This window comes from Cedecea sp., from assembly GCF_036500665.1.
In the GTDB taxonomy this organism is placed as follows: domain Bacteria; phylum Pseudomonadota; class Gammaproteobacteria; order Enterobacterales; family Enterobacteriaceae; genus Cedecea.
This window is the reverse complement of record NZ_DASYBS010000004.1, coordinates 61,168-84,846: the sequence shown is the minus strand read 5'-3', so window position 1 is coordinate 84,846 and position 23,679 is coordinate 61,168. Positions and strand designations below refer to the sequence as shown.

The window sequence follows — 23,679 nt, the reverse complement described above, 5'->3', positions numbered from 1 at the left end:
CTCTTTGTTCAGCTCCTGGAACTCAGAGTCCAGTGCTTCGCGATCTTTTGATGAGTTGGTGTCGTTCGCTGCCTGGGTTGCCAGGTCTTTCATGCGGTACATAATGTTGCTGACTTCGTCGAACGCACCTTCTGCGGTCTGCAGCATCGCGGTTGCGTCAGAGATGTTGCGCTGGGCAACGGCCATACCGTTGCTCTGGCCCTGCAGGCGGGAAGCAATCTGCATGCCGGCGGCATCATCAGCAGCAGAGTTAATGCGCTTGCCGGTCCCCAGACGTTCCATTGCGGTGGACAGCATGCTGTTGGATTTATTCAGCGCGTTGATGGACGACATGGAAGAGCCGCTGGTGAAAATAGATAAAGACATTTTATATTCTCCTTGATGAACCTGATTCTCAGTCTCCTGACTGTTGTACGGATATAAAACGACACGACATCATTAAAAATTAAATCCATTTTTATTTTTTAGCGCACCACAAAAAAACACGCTTTATACAAAACGAAAAACTGACATTAATAGTCATTCTCATCTGTACGAAGCGATAATTAAAAAATGCGAAATAATAAAACCATAGCGACAAAATCAAGAAAATTCTTAAACGTGATTTAATAAAAATCTTACGCACTGAAGTTTAAAAAAAATGCCATCGACGTTAATAGAGCACGTTAGAGAAAACATGATTTTCACATCAAAAATCATTCACCCAACATTTAATCCTTACACTCATATTTTTTAACTTATACCCACTTAATTTAATAACATACACTGCGAATTGTCTTAAAACACATTGCGAATCACACTTTTATCGCGTAAAAAAGAGCCGAGGAAGATTATCTTCCTGATTCCAGTCCTTAACATCGCATTTTTTCCGCTTCAGGACCGTTGAATCTGTCACCGGGCATAAGAACAGGCTGTTCTTTCGTTCCCTCCGCAGCGAGCGGCTGTTCAGTGATGAATACTAAATGGACTTAATGATGACGAATGCATTCGTGGCGTTGTCGCTTTTTCGCCACGCTATCCGTTAATTATTACAGGAATGGCTTCTGCCAAAAATGAATAAACGCTATTGTTCTGTAAATAACTGGCTGATTGATATTAGTTCTGGTTCGATTCTTCATTTAACCAGTGGTGAACGAAAACGTCTCGGCGAATATCAATTAAAGCTACTTGATACCCTTACACAAAATGCGGGTAAAATTCTCACCAGAGAAGAACTCACCACGCTCGTTTGGGAGCGCAGAGTTATTGGCAATAATAGTTTGCCCAATGCAATCCATGCGTTACGTACCGCACTCGAAGATGATGGAAAACAGCAAAGAATAATCAAAACCATCCCTCGAAAGGGTTATTTGCTGGAAGCTGATTATTGTCGTGCCATTGACAAAGAAGAAGAAGACGTTCGCGATAACGCTGCCGATGCCCTGCAAAGCGAAGCCATATTCGATGAGGGCCACGCCAATACGGAAACCGAGGCGATGGCAGAGGAACCCACAATACAGGAAGACGCCTTCGCTTCCGATGAAAGCCAGCATCGTGCGCCAGCGAAATCCCGCCAGCACTGGTGGCAAGGTTTCCCGGGTATCGCCTTGCTCATACTGTTGACCGCGCTTATCGCCAGCGTTGCAGCATGGAACTACTTTGACGCCGGGCGCAATCGTCTGATGTATGAAGAACAGGAAAGCAATGTTTACAGCAACATTCACCTGTACGAAATTTCGCCACAAGGCCATGCTAACAACAGTAAAGATCAGCTTTATAACAAGCTAAAAGGCACCCTTTACCAGATGAATTTGCTGCTCAAAGGGCAGTCGATTGTGATGGATGTTTACTACCAGAGCATCGATCAGACGTTGAATTACACTTTTTCGCTGAAAAGCAGGTGTGACAATAAGCAGCTGGCAATGGCCATCTACCATTGGCGCATTGATATCAATCAGCTCAACAATTTGATCCTTCGGGAAACGAGAAGAAAAATTGGGGAAATGGAGGACTGCACCGTTGGTTAAATGGATCCTGAACTCGCTAATCGCCCTCCTGCTGCTGAGCATGCTCGGATTTTACAGTTGGCCTCAAAGCTCCGCCGTCTCCGGGAGCCAGGCCACCAGTGATGTGCAAATGGGTTTTTACGATCTCATGTCGCGCCGAAAAGAGGTCTACAACTCCCATATGGAGAATGTGAATAACACTATCTTAACGACCATCACCAGTCCGGACGATCCGCGCTTTATGCTAAAGGGAAAATTCACCCACACCGGCACCCGGCAGAGTCAACAGTGGTTTTCCTGGTCGCCAATTTATTACAGTACCGCCAGTAAGGGGTTAATGATAGACGGCCTGGTGGACTTAATGATGAATATGGATGTCTGGATGCAGCCGCTGCAGCTCAATGGACAACCGCTGGTGGTAGGCCAGAGCGGTATTATCTTTCTCTACCCATTGCATTGATTGGCTCCCTCTCCCCGTGCATATTCCGGGGAGAGGGGGACAACTCAGCCCTTCTGACGAACCCGGGCAATAAACTCATCCACCGAATTCACCTGTCCGGCAATCAGAATCAGGAATTTACCCAGCTCAATAGCATGGCTAACGCAGGCCAGGCGAGTCGCCTCATCCTCAATACTGTCTAAATCGGCGACGTGAGACAAACCAACGGAACGGCGAATTAGCTCGGTGCCGCAGAACCCCACCGCATCAATCCAGACTTTTTGCAGGAATTGCTCAACATAGCCTTCTGTCGCCAGCGCCACATCGCGGGTTTCATGACGAGAGAGCGTAATAAAGCGCTCGGCAAAGGTCAGCCACAGCGCCTGGATATCTTTCAGCCGCTGCTCGCGATGGCTTGCAGCATCCCGTGGGCCGAAGTGGCCCGGTAGCGCGCAATAGTTTAGCAGCAGGTTGCCGATGGCGGTGCCGATATCGAAACCAATCGGGCCAACGTAACCAAACTCGGCGTCGATGGCTTTCAGGCTACCTTCAGCTACAAAGATCGACCCGCTGTGGATATCGCCGTGCAGCAACGCTTCGGCGCTGGAGAAGAACTTATGTTTTAGCTGGGCCACGGCCAGCTTGAGACAGCTGTCGTCACGCAGCGCAGCAACCTGCTGCTCCAGCGCGGCCGGGTAGTTATTACGCTCGTGAATCAGATACGGATCGTTGAAGAAAAGATCTTCGGTGATTTCGCACATTTCCGGGTTAATAAAACGGGCGACCAGCGCCTTCTTATCATGCGGATGTAGATAGAAATCCGACGTGTGGAACAGCGTTCTGGCCAGATATTCTCCGAGCTGACTTGCCGCCTGAGGATAATAAACGCCCTTCACCAGCTCACCGCGCCAGATCCGATGACTCGAGAGATCTTCCATCACCATCACCGCCAGGGCCGGATCGTAATGCACCACCTTAACCGTGTGCTCAGGGCAGTGCTGATAGTGCTCGACCAGGGTCTGCGCCTCAAGGCGAGCGCGGTCCAGCGTCAACGGCCACGACTCACCTACGCAACGTACATAAGGCAGAGCCTGCTTTACGATTATTTGACTTGCGCCCTGGCTATCAAAGATTTTAAACACCAGATTAAGGTTACCGTCGCCAATTTCCTGCGCCTCTACCAGCTCAGACGGAGCCTGCAGGCCGCCAAACTGTTGAGCATAGGCCACTGCGTCAGCGGCGGTAAAAGTGCGGTATTGCGACATGGCGAGCCTCTCTGAAAATAAAGTCAATTAAGACGTTTGGACGTCTATACATCTGGAAGCCATGTTGGCACAATATGCTGCAACAACGCAACATGGAATTAACACGCATGCATAATTTAAAAACCACCAGCCTTGAAGTTAAGGATAACCAGCTCTGGATCCTCGACCAGCAGGCGTTGCCGCAGCAAAAAAACTGGCTGCCTGCCCGCGACGTGACGCAGCTGGTTGCCCATATTCACGCCCTTAGCGTGCGCGGTGCGCCGCTTATCGGGCTGTCTGCCAGCCTGCTGCTGGCCCTGCTGGCGGAACAAGGTTTTTCGAAGCCGCAGCTTACTGAAGCTCTGGAAACGCTGCGCGCTTCACGCCCGACCGCCGTGAACCTGATGAATAACCTCGACCGGATGAAGCAGGCCCTGGCGCAGGACGAATTTGTTACCGCGCTTGAGGAAGAAGCTTTACGCCTGGTGGCGGAAGATAAAGTGCTGTGCGACAACATCGCCCGGGCGGGCGCAGCGCTGGTTAAACCCGGCAGCCGCCTGCTGACCCACTGCAATACCGGCGGCCTTGCTACCGCAGGCGTAGGTACCGCGCTGGGCGTTATTCAGCGCGCGTTTAATGAAGGCAACGTCGCCAATGTTTGGGTGGATGAAACACGCCCTCTGTTGCAGGGTGGCCGTTTGACCGCATGGGAACTTGGCGAGTTAGGTATTCCATATCAGCTTATTTGCGACTCAATGGCGGCCAGCTTGATGGCGAAAAAGCAGGTGGACGCCATCTGGGTAGGCGCAGACCGCATCGCCGCTAACGGTGACGTGGCAAATAAAATCGGCACCTATAACCTGGCCGTGCTGGCACATTATCACGGTATTCCGTTCTACGTTGCCGCCCCGCATACCACGCTGGACAGAAACTGCCCGAACGGCGAGGCCATTCCTATTGAGCAGCGAGCGACAAGTGAAGTGACCGGCGTAGCAGGCAGTTTTGGTAGCGTGCAGTGGGCACCTGAAAACGCCCTGGTGTACAACCCGGCGTTCGACGTAACGCCGGCAGAGTTAATTAGCGGCTGGATTCTGGATACGGGCGTGGTGACGCCGGAGCAGGTGCGCGATGGGGTATTTTTACCTCAGAAATAATGCCCCTCATTCTGGCCTTCTCCCCACAGGGGAGAAGGGATAAAAAAGGGGATGTTGCCCGTGCAGGGGCAGCCTTTTACCTATCTTTCTTTCAAAAAATTCAAGGGTGACTATTTAAATCAGTCGTTATTCCGTTCACCCATAGATCTGTTTCCCCTGCACGTTCCGAAAACGGTGAACGTGTCAGGTGGCATTACGCCATGCCCCCTGACAACCCCCGGCGCCCGGCAAGCTCATCGCCGCTAAAGCGGTAAACCCACCGGCTATCACCCAAACAGTCGGGGTCGTTCGCGATTCGTTCCCGACGATCGCTCTCTTTCGCTGCTCCCGGCAACTCAACCCCGCCTGAGTTGGGTCATAACCGGGGGCGATGAGAGCCGGGGACAAGGGCGTGGCAGTGAGACTTACAGCGACTGTGACGCTCTGTGTAGCTGCGGATTTGAAGCGAGGCTCGGTTCCGGCTTAAATCGCCTCCGTTTTCTCTCCGACTGGCCAGGGTCCGGACGTCGGGAACGGCCGGAGGCTGAGAGCGTCGGGAACGGCCGGAGGCTGAGAGCGTCGGGAACGCATCTCAGCCGACCCAGGACTGGGAGATAAAACGGAGGTTTACCGCTTGCGGCGATTTATTTGGCCGGGAGTCCGGGGTCTCGGGGAAGTGACGGTGACTTCCCCGAGTCGTTCACCGGTTCGGTGGTGACATATGAAACAGGACTGGAAGTGAACGGAACCTTTACCGAACCTACATAAAACCCGGTATTTGTGACCAAGAGACAGCCTCTCGCTTAAGAAAAGAAACTGCTCGGGAAGAGAGATAAAAATACCCTTTATTCTCTTCCCTCAATATTTCCTCACTGAAATATAAACGAACGAATTTAATTTCCATTGCCGGGTTGACAATAGTATTGCTCATGGGTAGATTTCACGGGCCGAAGTTGCGGCCTTTCCTAACCTGACATAAGAGACTAATGGATACTGAATTTAGTAGCTGCCCGAACATGGCCTTAATGGCGGTTCGGGAAAGTAAACATGAAATCGATTGTGATCACTTCTTCGTTTTGGTGTGTCTCGCCGGAGCCTGATGCTCTCGTGTTGTCCCACCTCGACCAGGGTTTTCACGGTCCCGAGGTGTGTTATGAACTTCAAATCTACCCTTTTTCCTGGTGTCAAAACAGTGACATCAACGTTGCGTGTCCGGCCGCCCCGCGATCGGGTGTTGTCCGCACGCAAAAAACAGTCAAACTCAATTTTCTCTTCGAAAATCAGTGAGTTGAATCAACGCATAACTAACTGGCGTGTCAGTCCTGTCACCGGCCAGCTGGAACGCCGTTGCAGCTTCTCCGATAGCGAAGACCCACAAAGTCGACCCTTCGTAGCCTGATTCAGCCGTTACGCCGTTGGGCGTGCCTGCGCGCTATGCCGCAGCCCGCTTCCGTGCGCCACGCTGAGTTACGTCACTATTGGTAGCTGTTTATTCCCTGATGTATTCATCCCTGTACATCGGCAGGAATAACCACGTCCAAATAAAAGAAAATATAAATTTCTCGCCTGTTTATTTTTAAAAATAAATAGCGGGGAGCCCTGTGCGAAATTAATTAAAAACCGATCGCTGATGCGACATCGGGCTATTTTCGGCCGCCTTTAATCCGGCATTCACCGTGAAAAGCCTGCTGCCGCCCGGCGACAGGAGCACCACCATGACTGTACAAACCAAGAACCGTAATAAAAAAAGCACGCTGTCTATGCGTGCGGCCCAGGAAGCCAAAAACGGCATCGCAGAAACCCTGGTCAACCTCAATACTACCCGGGAAGGGCTGCAGGAAGCTCACGCCAGTGCCCGGCTGGAGCGGGATGGCCTGAACGAAGTCGCGCACGACAAGCCGCCTCACGCGCTGATCCAGCTGCTGATGGCGTTTAACAACCCGTTTATCTACGTGCTCGCTATTCTCGCCAGCATCAGCTTCTTTACTGACTACTGGCTGCCCACCAGCCACGGCGAAGACGGTGACCTGACGACGGTAATTATCATCGGCACCATGGTGGCGCTCAGCGGCCTGGTGCGTTTCTGGCAGGAGCACCGCTCGGCTAAATCCGCCGAAGCGCTGAAAGCCATGGTGCGCACCACCGCCACCGTCGTTCGCCGCGAACACGCGGGGCAAAAAGGAACCCCGCGTGAGATCCCAATGCGTGAGCTGGTCGTAGGCGACATCGTACAGCTCTATGCGGGCGACATGATCCCGGCGGACGTTCGCCTGATCGAATCCCGCGACCTGTTTATCAGCCAGGCCGTGCTGACCGGCGAAGCGCTGCCGATTGAGAAGTACGACACCCTGGGCGACGTTGCGCAGAAATCCGCGCACGACAAGGCGGTCGACAGCGAGAACCTGTTGGATATCCCCAACATCTGCTTTATGGGTACCAACGTTGTCAGCGGCACCGCGCAGGCGGTGGTGGTGGCGACCGGGCCACGGACTTACTTTGGCTCGCTGGCCAAAGCCATTGTCGGCACCCGGGCGCAAACGGCGTTTGACCGCGGCGTGAACAGCGTCAGCTGGCTGCTGATCCGCTTTATGCTGGTCATGGTGCCGGTGGTGTTCCTGATCAACGGCCTGATGAAAGGCGAATGGTGGGATGCCCTGCTGTTTGCCCTGGCGGTCGCCGTGGGCCTGACGCCGGAAATGCTACCGATGATCGTCAGCGCCAACCTCGCCAAAGGCGCGGTGGCTATGGCGAAGCGTAAAGTGGTGGTTAAGCGTCTCAACGCGATTCAGAACCTGGGCGCGATGGACGTGCTGTGCACCGACAAAACCGGCACGCTGACGCAGGACAAGATAATCCTTGAGCACCACGTCGACACGCACGGCCAGAAAAACGAGTCCGTGCTGGCGCTGGCCTGGCTCAACAGTCACCACCAAAGCGGTATCAAAAACCTGATGGATCAGGCGGTCATTTACTTCTCTGAAAATGAGCCGGGCTTTGTGAAACCGCAGGGTTTCAGCAAGGTCGATGAAATGCCGTTTGACTTCGTGCGTCGTCGCCTGTCGATTGTGGTGAAAGACAGCCAAAGCAATCACCTGTTGGTGTGTAAAGGCGCGGTAGAAGAGATGCTGAGCATTGCCACCCACATGGAAGAAAACGGCAAAGTTATCGCCCTGGACGAGCAGCGCCGTAACGCCATGCTGGCAATGACCAACGACTACAACAAAGACGGTTTCCGCGTCCTTGTGGTGGCCACTCGCGACATTCCTAAAGCCGAAGCGAAAAAGCAGTACGGCACCGACGATGAGCACGACCTGATCATCCGTGGCTTCCTCACCTTCCTTGACCCACCGAAGGAGAGCGCAGGCCCGGCGATTGCCGCCCTGATGGACATCGGCGTGGCGGTGAAAGTGCTGACCGGCGATAACGCCATTGTCACCACGCGCATTTGCCGTCAGGTTGGGCTGGAGCCGGGCGAGCCGGTGCTCGGCCCTCAGATTGAGCAGCTGAGCGACGCTTCCCTGCAGCAGTTAGTGGAAGAGCGCACCGTGTTTGCCAAGCTGACGCCGTTGCAGAAGTCTCGCGTGCTGAAGGCGCTGCAGGCTAACGACCATACCGTCGGCTTCCTCGGCGACGGGATTAACGATGCCCCTGCCCTGCGTGACGCCGACGTCGGTATCTCGGTCGACAGCGGCACCGACATCGCCAAAGAGTCCGCCGACATCATCCTGCTGGAAAAGAGCCTGATGGTACTGGAGGAAGGTGTTATCAAAGGCCGCGAGACCTTCGGCAACATCATGAAGTACCTGAACATGACCGCCAGCTCCAACTTCGGCAACGTGTTCTCGGTGCTGGTCGCCAGCGCGTTCATCCCGTTCCTGCCGATGCTCGCCATTCAGCTGTTGCTGCAAAATCTGATGTACGACATCTCCCAGCTCGCGCTGCCGTGGGACAAAACGGACAAAGAGTTCCTGAGCAAGCCGCGCAAGTGGGATGCGAAAAACATCGGCCGCTTCATGGTCTGGATTGGCCCGACGTCGTCCATTTTTGACATGACGACCTTTGCCCTGATGTGGTTTGTGTTCAGCGCCAACAGCGAGCACATGCAGACCCTGTTCCAGTCCGGCTGGTTCGTGGAAGGCCTGCTGTCGCAGACGCTGGTGGTGCACATGCTGCGTACCCAGAAGATCCCGTTCATTCAGAGCACCGCCGCCTGGCCGGTGATGATGATGACCGGGCTGGTGATGGCGGTCGGTATTTACGTCCCGTTCTCCCCACTCGGGCCGTTGGTTGGGCTGCAGGCGCTGCCGTGGCAGTACTTCCCGTGGCTGGTCGGCACCCTGCTGGCCTACTGCTGCGTGGCCCAGGCAATGAAAACGTTCTACATGCGCCGCTTCAAACAGTGGCACTAACGCTGCGTTAAACACGGTAATAAGGTGCCGCTTCGGCGGTGCCTTTCAGGCAGGCAACACAAGCTGGAAAGCATCATGGAAAAGCGACATTCCCTTATTTTCCTGATTAAAAATAAGACCATCGCGTTGGTTGTCTTATTTTTAATGAAAATAACCCGCGTCCTTCGCGTCCGTGCCCTGGCAGGGTTCGCCGAAGGGAAAATTAACTACCGACACGCTAAAGCATTACTGAACCTCGCCAGCGCCATACATCGTTTTTCGATCAGGTTACTGCGTTTTGTTACACCACCCGCCCTTAAGAGGGGGAATTAATCATGTCCGGAACTACTCTGTTAATTAACCTGGCTGGCGCCATCGCGTTGCTGCTCTGGGGCAGCCATATGATTTCAACGGCGCTGCAGCGCGGCTTCGGCACGCCGCTGCGCAACTGGATGGGACGCCACCTCACCAACCGCTGGACAGCCCTGCTTGCCGGCATTGGCATTACCGGCATTCTGCAAAGCAGCACCGCGGTGAGCATGATGGCGACGTCATTTACCGCTGCGGGAACGCTAAGCCTTGCTCCCGCTCTGGCGGTGATGCTCGGCGCCAATATCGGCTCCACGCTGGTGGTACAGCTGATGAGCTTTAACATGGAGATAGCTATTCCGCTGCTTCTGCTGGCCGGTTTTGGGGTCTTTAAGCTGCGAGACCATTCCAATTTTGAGAGCGTGGGCTGCGCCTTAATTGGCCTTGGGTTGATGCTGCTTGCCCTGCATATGCTTAGCGGCACGCTGGCGGACATTGAGGTCACGCCGGTATTTCATGCCGTCATGCAGGGGCTAGAGGGGGACGTATTAATCGCCCTGCTGGTGGCAGCTATCCTGACGCTGCTGTGCCACTCCAGCGTGGCGATTATTTTACTGATAGCCTCCCTCGCCGCGACCGGCGCGATGACGCCAGCTACCGCGCTGGTGCTGGTGCTTGGGGCGAATATCGGCGGTGCCTTACCGCCGGTGCTTAACGCCGGGTCCGCCGTGGCTCGCCGCCTGCCGGTGGGCAACCTGATAGTTCGCCTGTCCGGCTGCGCGCTGGCGTTACTGCTGCTGCCTCTGCTGACGGATATCGCACAAAAATCCGGGCTGAACACGCCGCAGCTGGTGGTGTGGTTCCACACGGCCTTTAGCGCAGTACTTGCGCTGTTATTTATCGGCCTGACCGCGCCGATGGCCCGGTTCCTCGAGCGACTGTTCCCGGAAGAAGAACGCGTGGGCGACCCGGGCATGCCGATGTATCTCGACGATGCCGGCCTCGAGGTCGCTTATATCGGCCTGTCGAATTCGGTTCGCGAATCGCTGCGCGCCGCCGACATGCTCACCATCATGCTGGATCGCCTGCTGGTGCTGTTTGTGACTCAGGAAAAACAAGCCGCCGATGAAATTCGCCAGCTTGACCAGTCGGTCGATCTGCTCAGCGCGGCGGTTCGCGCCTATCTGGCCGACATTGGTCAGGACGGGCTGAATGATGCGGATGCCGATCGCGCCCAGGAGATCCTGATGTTCATCATCAACTTTGAGCACGCGGGCGACATTCTCTCCAGCAATCTGACCCAACTGGCAACCCGCCGCGCGCGCCGGGGCGAACTGTTCAGCGACTTTGAGCTACACAATATTCGCCTGCTGCACGCGGAGATCCTCACCAGCCTGCGTCTCGGCATAGCCGCGTTTATGCGGGAAGATTTATCTGCCGCCCACCAGCTGGTGCAGCGCAAAGAAACCATTCGCCAGCTCGAGGCCTCCGCCAGCCGCGAGCATTTCAAAAAGCTGCGTGAGGACAAAAATGCCTGGGCGGAATCCGGCGATATTTTCCAGCGTGTACTGCGGGACTACCGGCGCGTGCATCATCATATTGCCGCCGTGGCCTACCCGGTGATTGATCGCCTTGGCGATAAGTCGCTGCGGTTTATCGACACGTCGCCGGACGTTTAAAAAAACAATAACCGCCGTCGTGCGGACGAGAGTTTTTTCAAGGAAAGCAACGTTAAGGTACAGAAAAGTGAGAGTTTTAATCTGCTCAGGTCGGTTTTATGCCGACACCCATACCCTCACCCACGTGCTGGATTTATATGCCCGCACGCAAACGATCAACGTGCTGATTCACGGGGGGCATCAGTCGCTCGGCGGCGCCATTGAAACCTGGGCACGCGGCACCGACGTGCACGTCATCCGCTACCCGGCCAACTGGGCGCTGCACGGTAAATATGCGGAAACCAGGCGCAACCTGTTTATGCTGGAAGACAGCCGCCCTGACGTTCTACTGGCTTTTCCTGGGGGAGAAGACACGGCGGAGTGCATACGAATGGCGCGCAATTCCGGCGTGAAGGTGATCGAGATTTAATGCAGACGGGCTGCGGCATGTTTCAGCTACCGCAGCCCGATTGTTTTATGCCACGACGGGCGCAAGGTTGACGTCTTTCAGGAACTCGGTAATACGCGGATTCTCTCCGCTGCGCAGCGCCTGCGGGGAGTCATCGCAAACCACGCGTCCTTTTTCCATAAACACAATTCTGTCCGACACGCTGAACGCGAAGTTCATTTCGTGGGTGACGATCACCATCGTTATGCCCTCGCCCGCCAGGTTCTCGATCACCTGCAGCACCTCATTCACTTTTTCAGGATCGAGCGCCGAGGTTGGCTCATCGAACAGCATAATTTGCGGGCGCATCATCAGGGCCCGGGCGATAGCCACCCTTTGCTGTTGCCCGCCGGAAAGCTGATGAGGATATTTGTGAGCGTGCTCCAGCATGCCGACCTTGCGCAGCAATACGCAGGCCTCACGCTTTAGCTCTGCATCCGTCGCCAGGCGATGGTAGTGCGGCGCCAGCATCAGGTTTTTCATTACCGTTAAGTGCGGGAACAGGTTAAACCCCTGGAAAACCATGCCGATATTCAGCCGGTGTGCGGCGTTTTCCACGTACTGAGGCTTCTGAGCCCCCTGTTTTTCCAGGCGAATAAACGGCTGCCCGTTAATCAGGATCTCCCCGTTATCCAGCTGTTCCAGGCCATTCAGCAGGCGGATAAGCGTCGTTTTCCCGGAGCCGGACGGGCCAATCACCGACACCACTTCGCCAGGCTTTATATCCAGGTTAACCGCACCAAGCACCTCCACGTTGTTATAGGCTTTATGCAGCTTACGAGCCTGCAGCGCGGGAACGTCTGATGCCAACGGCGCGCGTGATACCTGCCCGCTTTCCTGGGCGGCCATCGCTTCCAGTTCGACTTCCGGAAGGCGGACGGTTTTACGCTGGGTGACATCCAGCCGTTTTTCCAGCAGCTTCAGCAAGAAGTCAAAGACCGTCACGATAAACACATAATAGAAAGCCACCGCCGCCATGGTTTCCATCACCAGGAAGTTTTGCGAGTAAAGCCGCTGCCCGACCATCAGGATCTCGGTCAGCGAAATCACCGAGACCAGCGAGCTAAGTTTCACGATGGAGATGTACTCGTTGGCCAGCGACGGCAGCGCCACCCGCAGCGCCTGCGGCACGATAACCAGCCACTGAATGCCGGCGTAACGCAGCCCCAGGGCATGGGCAGCCTCACGCTGGCCGCGAGGAATTGCCAGCAGGCCGCCGCGGTGGATCTCCGCGATATAGGCCGTTTCGCTCAACACCAGCGCGATAAGCCCCGCCCAGAAAGGATCGCTCAGCAGGGCCGAACTACCCGGCAGCGCCTGAGGCAGGTTGTAGACAAAGATAAGCAGCACCAGCAGCGGCAGGCTGCGAAACAGCCAGATATAGGCCCGTGCCGGTAAAGAGAGCCAGGGAGAGGCTGCCTGTTTGCCCAGCGCCAGAAGAAAACCAAAGCCAATACTGATTATCCAGCTCAGCAGGCTCAGCTTAATCACGGTCCAGGTCGCCTGCCAAAAATCAGCGTTGCTAAACAGGCTGAATAAATAGTTCCAGTCAAAAGACATATCCGCACTCCCCGGCGATGGTGATTACAAACTGCTGGCCTGAATTTCGGCTTCGGACGGCTCCGCCAGGTGATACTTTTTCACTAAGGCCGAGTACTTGCCGCTGGCCTTAAAGGCCGCAATCCCGTCGTTCAGCGCTTTTTTCAGCTCAGGGTTGGTTTTGCTCACCCCCAGGCCCACCAGCACCGGGTACAGTAGCTCCGTGGAGGTCACGACCAACCGCCCATTCATTTTATCCACCACCTGGCTTGCCACGGCGGCATCGGTCATCTGCACTTCTACCGCATGGGAAAGTAACGCCTGGGTGGTCTGCGGGTCGGTTGAAAACTCGCTCACCGCAATCGGCTTCAGCCCCTGCTTGACGCAGTAATCGGCCGACAGCGTGTGCAGTTTTTCCAGCCAGTAGGTGCCCTGCATCGACCCGACTTTGTGTCCGCAAAGCTCCTCCGGTTTGGTCGGCTTAAAGCTGGCGTTGCTGAGGGTCAACAGCGACTCGCCGGTTTTCAGGTACGGCACCATGTCGATAACCTTCTGGCGCTCGGGGGTGATAAACAGCGCGGAGGCAATCAGCTCGAAGCGCTTCGCCTGCAGGCCGGGGATCAGGCTGGTAAAGCGGGTATCCACATAATTAGGTTTGAGCTTCATCGCCTCGGCAACGCCGTTGATAAATTCAATATCAAACCCTGCGGGCGTTTTGCCGTCGAGATATTCGTAAGGCGGGAAGGTGATGTCGCTGCCCACCGTAAGCTGGCCGGGGGTCATCACGGCGGCCTGAGCCCCGCCGCTGAGCAGTAAAGGCAGCGCCGCCGCCATGCAGGTAAATAACGCCTTGCTATGTGAAGATGTAAACATGCGATGACTCCAGTGCAGGTGATAAATCATTTTTTATTGGCTCCGTAACGGAGGCGCTTTTCACAGCTTATGGTTTCCCCCTGGCTACTGCCTTGCAATATATTCGCCAGGACGATAATCATTCGGTGAGCGTTTGCGATTGAGCCATGCTGCAGGAGAAAGGCTCGGGGATAAAGGACGAAAAATATTCCTTACCTCTATAAAAAATTGTTTTAAGGCAATGGTTATTTTTTTGCACCAGCGCAGCGCAATACTTTAATTTTCTGAGGGAAAGCGAATAGAGACATATTTCAGGCAGATAATAGCGACATAAAATATTTATCCGCACCAAAAAAGTGCAGCTTATTTTTTATTGCCACTTTTTGGGGATAATTCGTGACCAATAAAAATGAAAATATTTTTTCTGAGCATCATTTTTACCGTTAACGCCTACCACGGCGGCATTTGGCACAGGCTTTGCTACTCACAGAAATAACTGGATAGCCTGAAACTATCTTGCAAGGTCCACTGCCAATAAAAAACCGGGGTTAGCACCATGACACATTTCACGCTCAAGCAGCTCAAGTACTTTGTCACCGTCGTTGAGGCGCAAAGCATCGCCGAAGCCTCAAGGCAGCTGCATATCGCCCAGCCTTCGGTTTCTATTGCTATCAAGAACCTGGAGGACACCTTTGAGCAGCAGTTTTTTATTCGTCACCACGCCCAGGGCGTCTCGCTCACGCCCGGCGGGCTGCGTTTTTATGAAAAAGCCCGCGAGCTGCTGCGGCTTTCATACCAGTTTGAGCAAAATGCCAAAGCGGATAACGACCTTGTGTCCGGCACCATCGCCATCGGCTGCTTCGAATCAGCGGCGCCGCTTTACCTGCCGAGGCTCATCGCCGGGTTTCGCAAGATTTACCCTGAAATTACCATCCGACTGTACGACGGCGAGCAAAATGAGCTGACCCACGGGCTGCATCGCGGGCGCTTTGACCTGGCGTTTATGTACAACCTCGAGCTGGAGAGCACGCTGCATACCGAAAAGTTGAACGCCCCGCAGAAACCTTATGCCCTGCTGCCTGCGGCTCATCCGCTGGCGAAGAAAACGTCCGTGACGCTGAAAGAACTCAGCCGTGAACCGATGATCCTGCTGGACGTCATCCCCAGCAAAAGCTACTTCATGAACATTTTCACCGACAAAGGCCTGCACCCTGAGGTGGCCTACAGTTCGCCATCGATAGAGATGGTGCGCTGCATGGTCGGCCAGGGGATGGGATTCTCAGTGCTGGTCACCCGCCCCTGCACCGACGTGACCTATGACGGCCAGCGCGTTACGCAGGTGGAAATAGTCGATGAAATGGCCGCCTCAACGCTGGTGATGGCTTATTTACGCCATAACGAACCGACGCGCCCGACGCGTTTATTTATGGATTACTGCCGTACTTTTGAACTGATGCCGGAGGCCGTGATTGAAGAGTAAAAAAACGTGAAACACAGCCTTAAAATACAGGTGATTCATAGCCTGTATATTGAGGCTACTTTATTTATTCCTTATCCCTAGATTTATAATATTTTACGGAATGGCTGCTGCCAAATAACCTTGTGCCATAGCGAAGCTGCGCTGAATCTTATTTTCCCGGCACCAAGGAAACAGACATGACCGTAATAAAAACACAGACAGATACCCTCGTGATAGGCGCCGGTCAGGCCGGGATCGCCATGAGCGAGCACCTGACGCGCCTCGGTATTCCCCATCTGGTGCTGGAGAAAAACCGCATTGCCGAAGCCTGGCGCAGCGGACGCTGGGATTCGCTGGTGGCGAACGGCCCGGCCTGGCACGACCGTTTCCCTGGGCTGGAATTCAGCCAGGCCGATCGGGACAGCTTTATCCCTAAAGACGAGGTAGCTAACTACTTCGAAGATTACGCCCGCAAGTTTGAGGCTCCGGTAAAAACGGGCGTAGAGGTAAAAAGCGTGACGCGCAATCACGGCAGGCCGGGGTTCACCGTGGAAACCAGCGACGGCGTCGTAGAAGCGAAGCATATCGTCGCCGCAACGGGGCCTTTCCAGCGCCCGGTCGTACCGGCCATTGCTCCGGAAGATGGCAGGCTCTACCAGATACATTCCGCTGCCTACAAAAACCCGGCCCAGCTGCCTGCCGGAGCCGTATTGGTGGTGGGCGCGGGTTCATCCGGGGTGCAAATTGCCGACGAGATCCAGCGTTCGGGTAAGCAGGTTTATCTCTCCGTCGGCGCGCACGACCGGCCGCCTCGCGCTTACCGCAATCGTGATTTTTGCTGGTGGCTGGGCGTGCTAGGGCTGTGGGATGCGGCGGCCAATCAGCCCGGCAAAGAGCACGTCACCATTGCCGTGAGCGGCGCACGCGGCGGCCACACCGTTGATTTTCGCGCCCTGGCGCATCAGGGCATTCACCTTGTCGGCCTGACCCAGCGTTTTGCCGAGGGGAAGGTCTTTTTTGAAGATAACCTCGCCCATAACATCCGCCAGGGCGATGAAAGCTACCTTGCCCTGCTGGACGCCGCCGATGCCTGGATTGCCCGCAACGGGCTTGATCTGCCGGAAGAACCGCAGGCCCGCGTCTTCCCGCCGGACCCGCTTTGCGTCACCCAGCCAACCCTTGAGCTGAACCTTGCCGAGACCGGTATCACTTCTATTATCTGGGCGACCGGGTACGCGCCGGATTACGGCTGGCTGCAGGTGGACGCTTTTGATGCCCAGGGCAAACCCCGTCACCAGCGCGGCGTTTCCAGCGAGGCTGGCGTCTATTTCCTGGGGCTGCCGTGGCTGTCCCGCCGGGGATCAACGTTTATCTGGGGCGTGTGGCATGACGCGAAATACATTGCCGACCACATTGAAACCCAGCGCAATTACAGCCGCTATTCCGACGCTGCCCAGCGTTAACCCTTTTGCCGATAAGGAATTGACCGATGCCTACCCATACGCGTATTCGCATGTTTAACACCAAAGAAACCTACCCTAACCAGTCGCTGAACAACGACCTCTGCCAGGCGGTTCGCGCCGGAAACACCGTCTATGTTCGCGGCCAGGTGGGAACCGACTTTGACGGCAATCTGATTGGACTTGGCGACCCACAAGCTCAGGCCGAACAGGCAATGAAGAACGTCAAACAACTGCTGGAAGAGGCCGGAAGCGACCTTTCGCATATCGTTAAAACCACCACCTATATTATCGATCCCCGCTACCGTGAGCCGGTGTATCAGGAAGTGGGCAAATGGCTGAAAGGCGTATTTCCAATCTCCACCGGGCTTGTGGTGTCCGCCCTCGGCCAGCCGCAGTGGCTGATGGAAATCGATGTTATCGCGGTGATCCCCGACGATACTGAGGGTGGCAAATGACATTTTCTATCGCCGCACGCTGCCGGGAAACCGGCCAGCTTGGCATCGCCATTAGCTCGTCCAGCATCGCGGTCGGCGCACGCTGCCCGTGGCTGTTGCCGGGCGTCGGCGCGGTGTCGAGCCAGAATATCACTCTCCCCGCGCTGGGGCCGATGGTGCTGTCAAAGCTGGGTGAAGGTGTTGCGCCGCAGGAGGCGCTAAAGCTGGTCGTCAGCGAACATCTGCACGGCGACTACCGGCAGGTCACGGTGATAGACCACAACGGCAAAACCGCCTGCCACAGCGGCGAGAAATCACTGGGCATTTACCATGCCGTACAGGGGGATAACTGCGTTGCGGCGGGCAATATGCTGGCCGATAAGACGGTGATTAACGCCATGATCGAGCGCTTCGAAAAAAGCAGCGGCCCGCTGGCGGACCGGCTGCTTGCCGCGCTTGAGGCGGCGCTGGAAAAAGGCGGCGAAGCCGGGCCGGTACATTCGGCGGCGCTAAAAGTGGTGGATACCGTCGCCTGGCCGGTTATCGACCTGCGCGTGGACTGGGCGGACGAGAGCCCGATAGCCGAACTGCATTCGCTATGGCTGGCCTACAAGCCGCAAATGCAGGATTACCTTACCCGCGTCCTCGATCCGAGAGAAGCCCCTAAATACGGTGTGCCGGGAGATGAATAGCCGACTGATTTCCCTGCTGGACAAACTACTGAGGCGGGACACGACCAGCCGCGAGTCGAACCTGGCGCTGATCCATGATATCCGTGATTATCTCGCTGAATGGGGCATTCACTCGCAGCTATTCCATAGCGAAGACGGTAGCAAAGCCAATCTGTACGCCGTGTTCGGCCCTGCCGGCAGCGGTGGCGTCATGCTGTCCGGCCATACCGACGTGGTACCGGTGGACGGGCAGGAGTGGACGTTTCCTCCGTTTCAAATGACTCAACAAGATGGCCGCTATTACGGACGCGGAGCCGCCGACATGAAGGGCTTTATCGCCTGCGTGCTGGCATCCGTTCCGGCGTTTCTCGCACAACCGCTGAGAATGCCGCTGCATCTCGCCTTTTCTTATGACGAAGAGGTTGGCTGCCTTGGCGTGCGTAGCATGGCGGACTACCTTCGCGCCTCAACGGAGAAACCTGCGCTCTGCATTGTGGGTGAGCCTACGGAAATGCGCCCGGTTTACGGGCATAAAGGCAAAATCGCCCTGCGCTGCGAAGTACACGGCCACGCCTGTCACTCCGCCTATTCGCCGCAGGGCGTGAACGCCATTGAATATGCTGCCCGGCTCATCGGCAAGCTGGGCGAGGCTCGCGAGGCGTTAACGCAAACGACCGATGCCCGCTTTGATCCTCCGTTCAGCACCCTGCAGGTGGGAACGATCCGTGGCGGCAGCGCATTAAATATTGTCCCCCAGGAGTGCCAGTTTGATTTTGAAATCCGCTACCTGCCGGAGGTTGATGCCGCCGCAGTAGTGGATGACATTCAACGCTATGCGCGGCAAACGCTGGAACCCGCCATGCAGAGCGTTTCCCCGACAGGCGCGATTCGGTTTGTTCCCCTGAGCCACTATCCCGGCCTACTGACGGATGCTCAGTCCGAATTTGCCGGTTGGCTGGGGCAATGGTGCGGGAGCGATGACTACAGCACCGTTGCGTTTGGCACCGAGGGCGGGCTTTTTGACGAAGCCGGTATTGCCACCCTGATTTGTGGCCCTGGCAGTATGGAGCAGGGACATAAGCCCGATGAGTTTGTTACGGCAGAACAGCTGCAAAAGTGCATGATGATGCTGGATAATCTTTGCCAGTGGATGCAGGCTCGTTCGCCCGATGGCTGACCCCGCCGCCGATAGCATTCACGCACCGGGAGAGACGCATGTTTCACCGGGAGAGTAAGCGCGGGCGTCCCCTCCGATGGGGTGACGCCCGCGGAGCGTGTACCATGGAAAGAAAAAATAAAATACTTAAATCTATAATTTTAAAAATACTAAGAATTAAAAACCATAAAAAACAAAATTTAAAAGATAAAAAACCAGAAAAGCATTTCATCTGCGTTACGTACCAGTATAAATTCATCTTTTCTTGCCAATACCGAACCTTCGCCCCCCTCGTTGACCTTATATTTATCCGCAAAGTGGATGATCTACACGCGTCAACAAAGAAAAAACTCGCCTGACGATCTCTTAACTTACAATGAATTAACCATAATTAACGCGATACGTTGGCTAAGTTGATCATTGATTTTCCCTATTCACCGATGCACGGTCCCACTGCCGGTAGGACATCGTGCTGACGACAGGGATAGCCGTATTTGTATCGAGGATAGACGGGATGTCGAAGTTCAGATTAGGTATTTTTTCCTTAAAGAAAGCCGCCAGGCGGCTGCTCTTTTTATCAAGCACCCTGCTACTTTGCCTGCTGGTCGCGCTGATGGTCGCCGGGGGAACCCGGATCGCACACCCGGCTGGCGGCCTACAGGCCAGCATTGGTTTTCAGGCAAAAGATGACGCGACTGCGCGGCTGGTCCGTACCTGGCTTGCCGACGCGAGCACAACAAAATCGCAAAATATGATTCTGACTGCCAAACTGTTTGCCAATGCCCAGACCAGAGCAGATATTCTGCTGATGGTCTGGAGCGTTAAGCCCTGTCTGTTGGCGGGAAAAGTGTCGGTCTCATCAATGCCGGGGCAAATGCTAAAATGGATGCAAAAAGGACTGAGAGAATCTATGCGTACTGCCCTGATACCGTCACCGGCCTCTCGGTGTTTACGCCCGGGTGAAGAAACCGGGCCAAATCTCTACCGGCAAAACATTGCCGCTGAGACTCACCCGCAAGAAGGAACACCCGGCCCCGGGATCATCGACATAAACGAAGAAGACAGTCCCATTCTACGCAGCGGCGCAGGCACCGTTCGCAGCGTGTTGATGGGAAAAATTGACCCTCGCCATGCGGCCTGACGCACGACGCCGCGGCTGACTTTGTTTTTCAGCGAAGGATTGTTAGGATTTATAGACGCTGAATAATCAGTCCAGGATAGACCAGATACCGATAAGGCAGCGCTTTGTGCCTCGGTCGCTGCGTATTTTCTCTTAATCACACCAAATGGACGAGAAATGAAAACCTATTTCCCCTCGTGGCTGCGGCAGACTTTTAGCGTGCTCTTGTGGGGGCTAACTTTTTATGTCTCCGGTCTTATCTCATTAAAGTTTGATGACCCTGGCTCGTCCATCGCGATAGTCTGGTTTCCGTCAGGGGTCGCCGTGGCGGCCTTTCTTTGCGCACGCTGGCGCGACTATCCGATATTAATCATGACCTTCGCTCTGATGACGGTCCTGCAGGAGGAGGCCTGGCAAAGCGGAACCCTCTTTGTGACCGCGCTGGGATATGCCCTGCTGGCCATGCCGGCGAACGTGCTCATCGCCTGGATTGTTCGCCGTTTCTCACGCGTAAATGATGACCTTCACGTCATTCTACTGTGGGTATGCGCAACCTTTGCTATCAGCCTGCTGGACGCGCTGCTTGTCGGGGGTGGCTACGCCATTATCCACGGCCTGCCGGTACTCAACACATTCTGGAATGGTTTCGTTGCCGACGTCACGGGGATTTTCTTTGCCACAACCGTCGTGATGGGATTTATGAATAAACGCAGTTCCCGCATCGCGGGTACGCTGTCAAACCGTCTTCTGGGAGGGCTGCTGCTGGTGCTGCTGGGCGGCGCCACTTGGTTCATCTTCGGCTACGATGCCCCCTGGCTGATGACTCACGCTACGGCGCTCTATTTTGCCCTCTCCTGCCTTCCGATTGTGCTGGCAATGATGCTTGCCATCGTCTGGGGCAATCGGGGGGGATCTATCGGCTTGTTGGTGACCGGCCTGATTGTTATCCATTTTACCGACCAGCATAGAGGCCCGTTTTTCATCAGCGGACTCAGCTTTACCGAGTCTTTGCTGCTGGCGCTAAGCTACCTGTCTGCTGCAGCCTTACTGACCGTCTTTATTCGGGTTATCAGGCGCTCAACCAACCGTTTTAATCCAGACACTGGCCGCCTGGCGGGCAATGGCGTGCTCTATCGCCTTGAGCCGAACGCGGGTATCTTCGTCTGGGAAAACGACCTCTCCTCGCTGCTGGGTGTCATTGCCCCTGAGGAGTTTAGTCGCGTGGAGCAAGTGCTTCGCCGCGTCCATTTAAAAGACAGGGAAAGGCTGCGCCAGCATTGGCTGGCGCCGGAGCCGGGCAGAAACCGTTCGCTGGTTTTCCGCATTAAAGCCCCAGACGGGGAGTGGCTCACCCTTGTTGATAGTGGAGGCATCGCCATGTCAAACGCGGGGGAACGTATTATTGTTGGGAACTGGCAAGCCAGCCAATACCACCTGGCTATCCAGGAATGATCATGATGACTTTATCAGGAGAGACCGGTTTGTGATCCAGATAGCCCTGTTATTGTTCGGCGTCGATTTCATGCGCTCGCGGGTCAAATACCTGATGCTCCTCGGCTGTGTCTGGGGCATGTTGGGGCTGGCGATTTTTCTGGACGGGCTGGACGGCGTAACCTATTTCCCGTTGCGGGTATTTGGCCTGCTGTTACTGATGGAAAGCGTGGTGACGCTCAGCATTGCTTCCGGCGGCGTCGGGGCGCAAAAAGCCGTACTCTACTTTAAGGGTGGCGTCTTTTGTTTCGTCTCGCTGTTGATTTTATCGAATCAATCTTACAGCAATTTGCTGCTGGCCATTGTGTTCGGCTTTGCGTACTTCGTGATTGGCCTGTTTGTGATATTTTCCGCGTGGATCGTGCGTTTCCCGCACTGGAAGAGTTCGCTGGTCACCGGTATAGCGCAAATCGTGTTCGCAATTTTTATGTTCAGCCCCTACCCAACCCATTACAAAGCCACTGTCTCCTTCTTCCTGGGAACGCTCATGATCTTCAGCGGTATCCATACCGTCCGGCTTGCGCTCCGTGTGGCACGACTGCGGGAAGGCACCTCTGTATTTGAGCTTTTGGTGCCAGCAGGAATAGGTTTTGAAGTGAAGAAAGGGGCTGAAGCAAAGCAAAAGGTGGCAGAACCGCCCACCGCTGATTTTAGTGAACCATTAACCGTGCATATCTGGACACCGGAAGGAACAGCCAGCGCGTCGACGATCCCACGGCCGGTGATCAACCGTTATATCGCCGCAGTGGACGCCGAGGGTGTAATTTCAACCGGCCATGCCGCCCTTGAGGTCCCTCCCGGCATTTACATCAGCCTTTACCCGGCAGAAGACATCGATCGATCGCCGTCCGAGTTTTTGAATACGCTCAAGGCAACACGCGATAACGACGTTCCAGGCACTTTCCAGCCAGACTATGCCACCGAGGCAGCAGAATGGTGCCATTCAGATCGCAAAATCTATTTCCACCACTACAACGGCAAGGCCTTACAGCGCTTCTGGAGCGCCTACAAGATAACCAAAACCTATAACCTGACCTATCGCAATTGCTCAAGCAGCGTCGCCTACGCGCTGGAAGCCTCACTGGACGGCGTACTCTCGGCGCGCGGCAAAAGCGGGTTATCAATACTCAGAACGCTGGCGATGCCCGAACTTTGGATAGCGGCACAGGTGCGCAAGCGTGCGGTATCTATGGCCTGGACTCCGGGGCTGGTAATGGATTATGCCAGAGCGCTACGCAGTATCGTTCATCCTGTCCCCGAGCCCTGGTATCAGCGCGTTTCCTACAAATGGCGTGATGACAGAAAGACAGAGAAATAAGCGTGCCGAAGGCGCCTGCTGCCGGTGTCAATCAGTGGGTAACGGACTTCGAGAACAGTTGGATAATCATGATGCCCACTGCGATAAACACCATGCCAGCTATCGCTGGCAGATCCAGCTTCTGCTTATAAATAAGAAACGACATCACTGAAACCAGGAAGATCCCCATCCCCGCCCATATGGCGTAGGCGATGCCGATATTCATGGTTTTTACAACCTGCGACAGGCCATAGAAAGAGATAGCGTAGCCCACCACCACAACGATGCTGGGTATCAATCGACTGAAACCGTCAGAGGCTTTCATCATGGTGGTAGCCAGCGTCTCTGCACAGATAGAAATCGCGAGAATAAGATAAGTATTAGGCATTATTTTTCCTGTTATTGAACGGTCTGGCTGAATTATAGAACGTTATGCCGGCCAAACATTCAACAACAAGGCAATAATACGCGACTGATCCACAGATAAATCGTTTCCGTCCCCCCGTCCGCCCTCTGAAGAGAGAGTTAATTCCCGGCAGATGGAGATATTTCTCTATTTCTGCTTTCCCTGTTCCCTGGTCACAGGGCGCTTC

Annotated in this window: 19 protein-coding genes and 1 pseudogene; 15 read left to right on the top strand and 5 right to left on the bottom strand. The window is 54.9% G+C overall.

All coding sequences use genetic code 11. From position 1 onward, the window contains the following. Positions 1-366 (bottom strand): annotated as a pseudogene (locus VGM55_RS00530) (lateral flagellin LafA); the annotation flags it as partial. A gap of 686 nt (positions 367-1,052) precedes the next feature. On the opposite strand from VGM55_RS00530, the gene VGM55_RS00525 reads away from it, so the two are divergent. Further along, the gene (locus tag VGM55_RS00525) at positions 1,053-2,006 is read left to right on the top strand and encodes a transcriptional regulator (protein ID WP_331634236.1); all 954 of its coding nucleotides are present in this window, start codon (positions 1,053-1,055) and stop codon (positions 2,004-2,006) included. Next, the gene (locus VGM55_RS00520) at positions 1,999-2,445 is read left to right on the top strand and encodes a hypothetical protein (RefSeq protein WP_331634235.1); all 447 of its coding nucleotides are present in this window, start codon (positions 1,999-2,001) and stop codon (positions 2,443-2,445) included. The genes VGM55_RS00525 and VGM55_RS00520 overlap by 8 nt, the downstream gene beginning before the upstream one ends. A 44-nt stretch (positions 2,446-2,489) precedes the next feature. Here the strand turns inward: VGM55_RS00520 and mtnK are convergent, their stop codons facing one another. Then, complete coding sequence (gene mtnK / locus VGM55_RS00515; RefSeq protein WP_331634234.1) at positions 2,490-3,689, bottom strand: S-methyl-5-thioribose kinase; 1,200 nt, start codon at positions 3,687-3,689, stop codon at positions 2,490-2,492. Positions 3,690-3,796: 107 nt separating this feature from the next. Here mtnK and mtnA point away from each other — a divergent pair, with 107 nt between their 5' ends. The 5 genes from mtnA to VGM55_RS00490 all read left to right on the top strand — a co-directional run bounded on the left by mtnA (position 3,797) and on the right by VGM55_RS00490 (position 11,586). Then, positions 3,797-4,822, top strand: a complete 1,026-nt coding sequence (mtnA, locus tag VGM55_RS00510; RefSeq protein ID WP_331634233.1) for an S-methyl-5-thioribose-1-phosphate isomerase — start codon at positions 3,797-3,799, stop codon at positions 4,820-4,822. A 1,694-nt stretch (positions 4,823-6,516) separates the two neighbouring features. After that, the gene (mgtA, locus tag VGM55_RS00505; RefSeq protein ID WP_331634232.1) at positions 6,517-9,210 is read left to right on the top strand and encodes a magnesium-translocating P-type ATPase; all 2,694 of its coding nucleotides are present in this window, start codon (positions 6,517-6,519) and stop codon (positions 9,208-9,210) included. Between the two features lie 75 nt (positions 9,211-9,285). After that, entirely contained in the window at positions 9,286-9,522 is a 237-nt protein-coding gene (locus VGM55_RS00500; protein WP_331634231.1) for a hypothetical protein, read from the top strand. 2 nt (positions 9,523-9,524) lie between these two features. Continuing rightward, a complete protein-coding gene (locus VGM55_RS00495; protein ID WP_331634230.1) occupies positions 9,525-11,177 on the top strand; it encodes a Na/Pi cotransporter family protein in 1,653 nt (550 codons plus the stop codon). A 67-nt stretch (positions 11,178-11,244) separates the two neighbouring features. Then, entirely contained in the window at positions 11,245-11,586 is a 342-nt protein-coding gene (locus VGM55_RS00490; RefSeq protein WP_331634229.1) for an SLOG family protein, read from the top strand. A gap of 45 nt (positions 11,587-11,631) precedes the next feature. Here VGM55_RS00490 and VGM55_RS00485 read toward each other — a convergent pair whose 3' ends face one another. Beyond that, positions 11,632-13,164 carry an amino acid ABC transporter permease/ATP-binding protein gene (locus tag VGM55_RS00485; RefSeq protein ID WP_154186474.1) on the bottom strand — a complete coding sequence of 511 codons (1,533 nt, stop codon included), beginning with the start codon at positions 13,162-13,164 and terminating at the stop codon, positions 11,632-11,634. Between the two features lie 24 nt (positions 13,165-13,188). After that, on the bottom strand, positions 13,189-14,016 hold the full coding sequence (locus VGM55_RS00480; protein ID WP_154186472.1) for an ABC transporter substrate-binding protein: 828 nt from the start codon (positions 14,014-14,016) through the stop codon (positions 13,189-13,191). A gap of 535 nt (positions 14,017-14,551) precedes the next feature. Between VGM55_RS00480 and VGM55_RS00475 the strand changes: the two genes are divergently transcribed. The 8 genes from VGM55_RS00475 to VGM55_RS00440 all read left to right on the top strand — a co-directional run bounded on the left by VGM55_RS00475 (position 14,552) and on the right by VGM55_RS00440 (position 23,107). Continuing rightward, on the top strand, positions 14,552-15,475 hold the full coding sequence (locus VGM55_RS00475; RefSeq protein ID WP_154186470.1) for a LysR substrate-binding domain-containing protein: 924 nt from the start codon (positions 14,552-14,554) through the stop codon (positions 15,473-15,475). A 176-nt stretch (positions 15,476-15,651) separates the two neighbouring features. Continuing rightward, on the top strand, positions 15,652-16,917 hold the full coding sequence (locus VGM55_RS00470) for an NAD(P)/FAD-dependent oxidoreductase (protein ID WP_331634228.1): 1,266 nt from the start codon (positions 15,652-15,654) through the stop codon (positions 16,915-16,917). A 26-nt stretch (positions 16,918-16,943) separates the two neighbouring features. After that, positions 16,944-17,372, top strand: coding sequence for a RidA family protein (locus VGM55_RS00465; protein ID WP_154186466.1), 429 nt, complete (start codon positions 16,944-16,946; stop codon positions 17,370-17,372). Next, entirely contained in the window at positions 17,369-18,043 is a 675-nt protein-coding gene (locus tag VGM55_RS00460; RefSeq protein ID WP_331634227.1) for a DUF1028 domain-containing protein, read from the top strand. The genes VGM55_RS00465 and VGM55_RS00460 overlap by 4 nt, the downstream gene beginning before the upstream one ends. Continuing rightward, the gene (gene argE, locus VGM55_RS00455; RefSeq protein WP_331634226.1) at positions 18,036-19,199 is read left to right on the top strand and encodes an acetylornithine deacetylase; all 1,164 of its coding nucleotides are present in this window, start codon (positions 18,036-18,038) and stop codon (positions 19,197-19,199) included. The genes VGM55_RS00460 and argE overlap by 8 nt, the downstream gene beginning before the upstream one ends. Before the next feature lie 493 nt (positions 19,200-19,692). Next, on the top strand, positions 19,693-20,319 hold the full coding sequence (locus tag VGM55_RS00450) for a hypothetical protein (protein WP_331634225.1): 627 nt from the start codon (positions 19,693-19,695) through the stop codon (positions 20,317-20,319). A 156-nt stretch (positions 20,320-20,475) separates the two neighbouring features. Then, a complete protein-coding gene (locus VGM55_RS00445) occupies positions 20,476-21,750 on the top strand; it encodes an MASE1 domain-containing protein (protein ID WP_154186458.1) in 1,275 nt (424 codons plus the stop codon). 31 nt (positions 21,751-21,781) lie between these two features. Then, entirely contained in the window at positions 21,782-23,107 is a 1,326-nt protein-coding gene (locus VGM55_RS00440; protein WP_331634224.1) for an MFS transporter, read from the top strand. A gap of 31 nt (positions 23,108-23,138) precedes the next feature. Here VGM55_RS00440 and VGM55_RS00435 read toward each other — a convergent pair whose 3' ends face one another. Next, positions 23,139-23,474, bottom strand: a complete 336-nt coding sequence (locus VGM55_RS00435; protein ID WP_154186456.1) for a DMT family transporter — start codon at positions 23,472-23,474, stop codon at positions 23,139-23,141. Between the last annotated feature and the right edge of the window lie 205 nt (positions 23,475-23,679).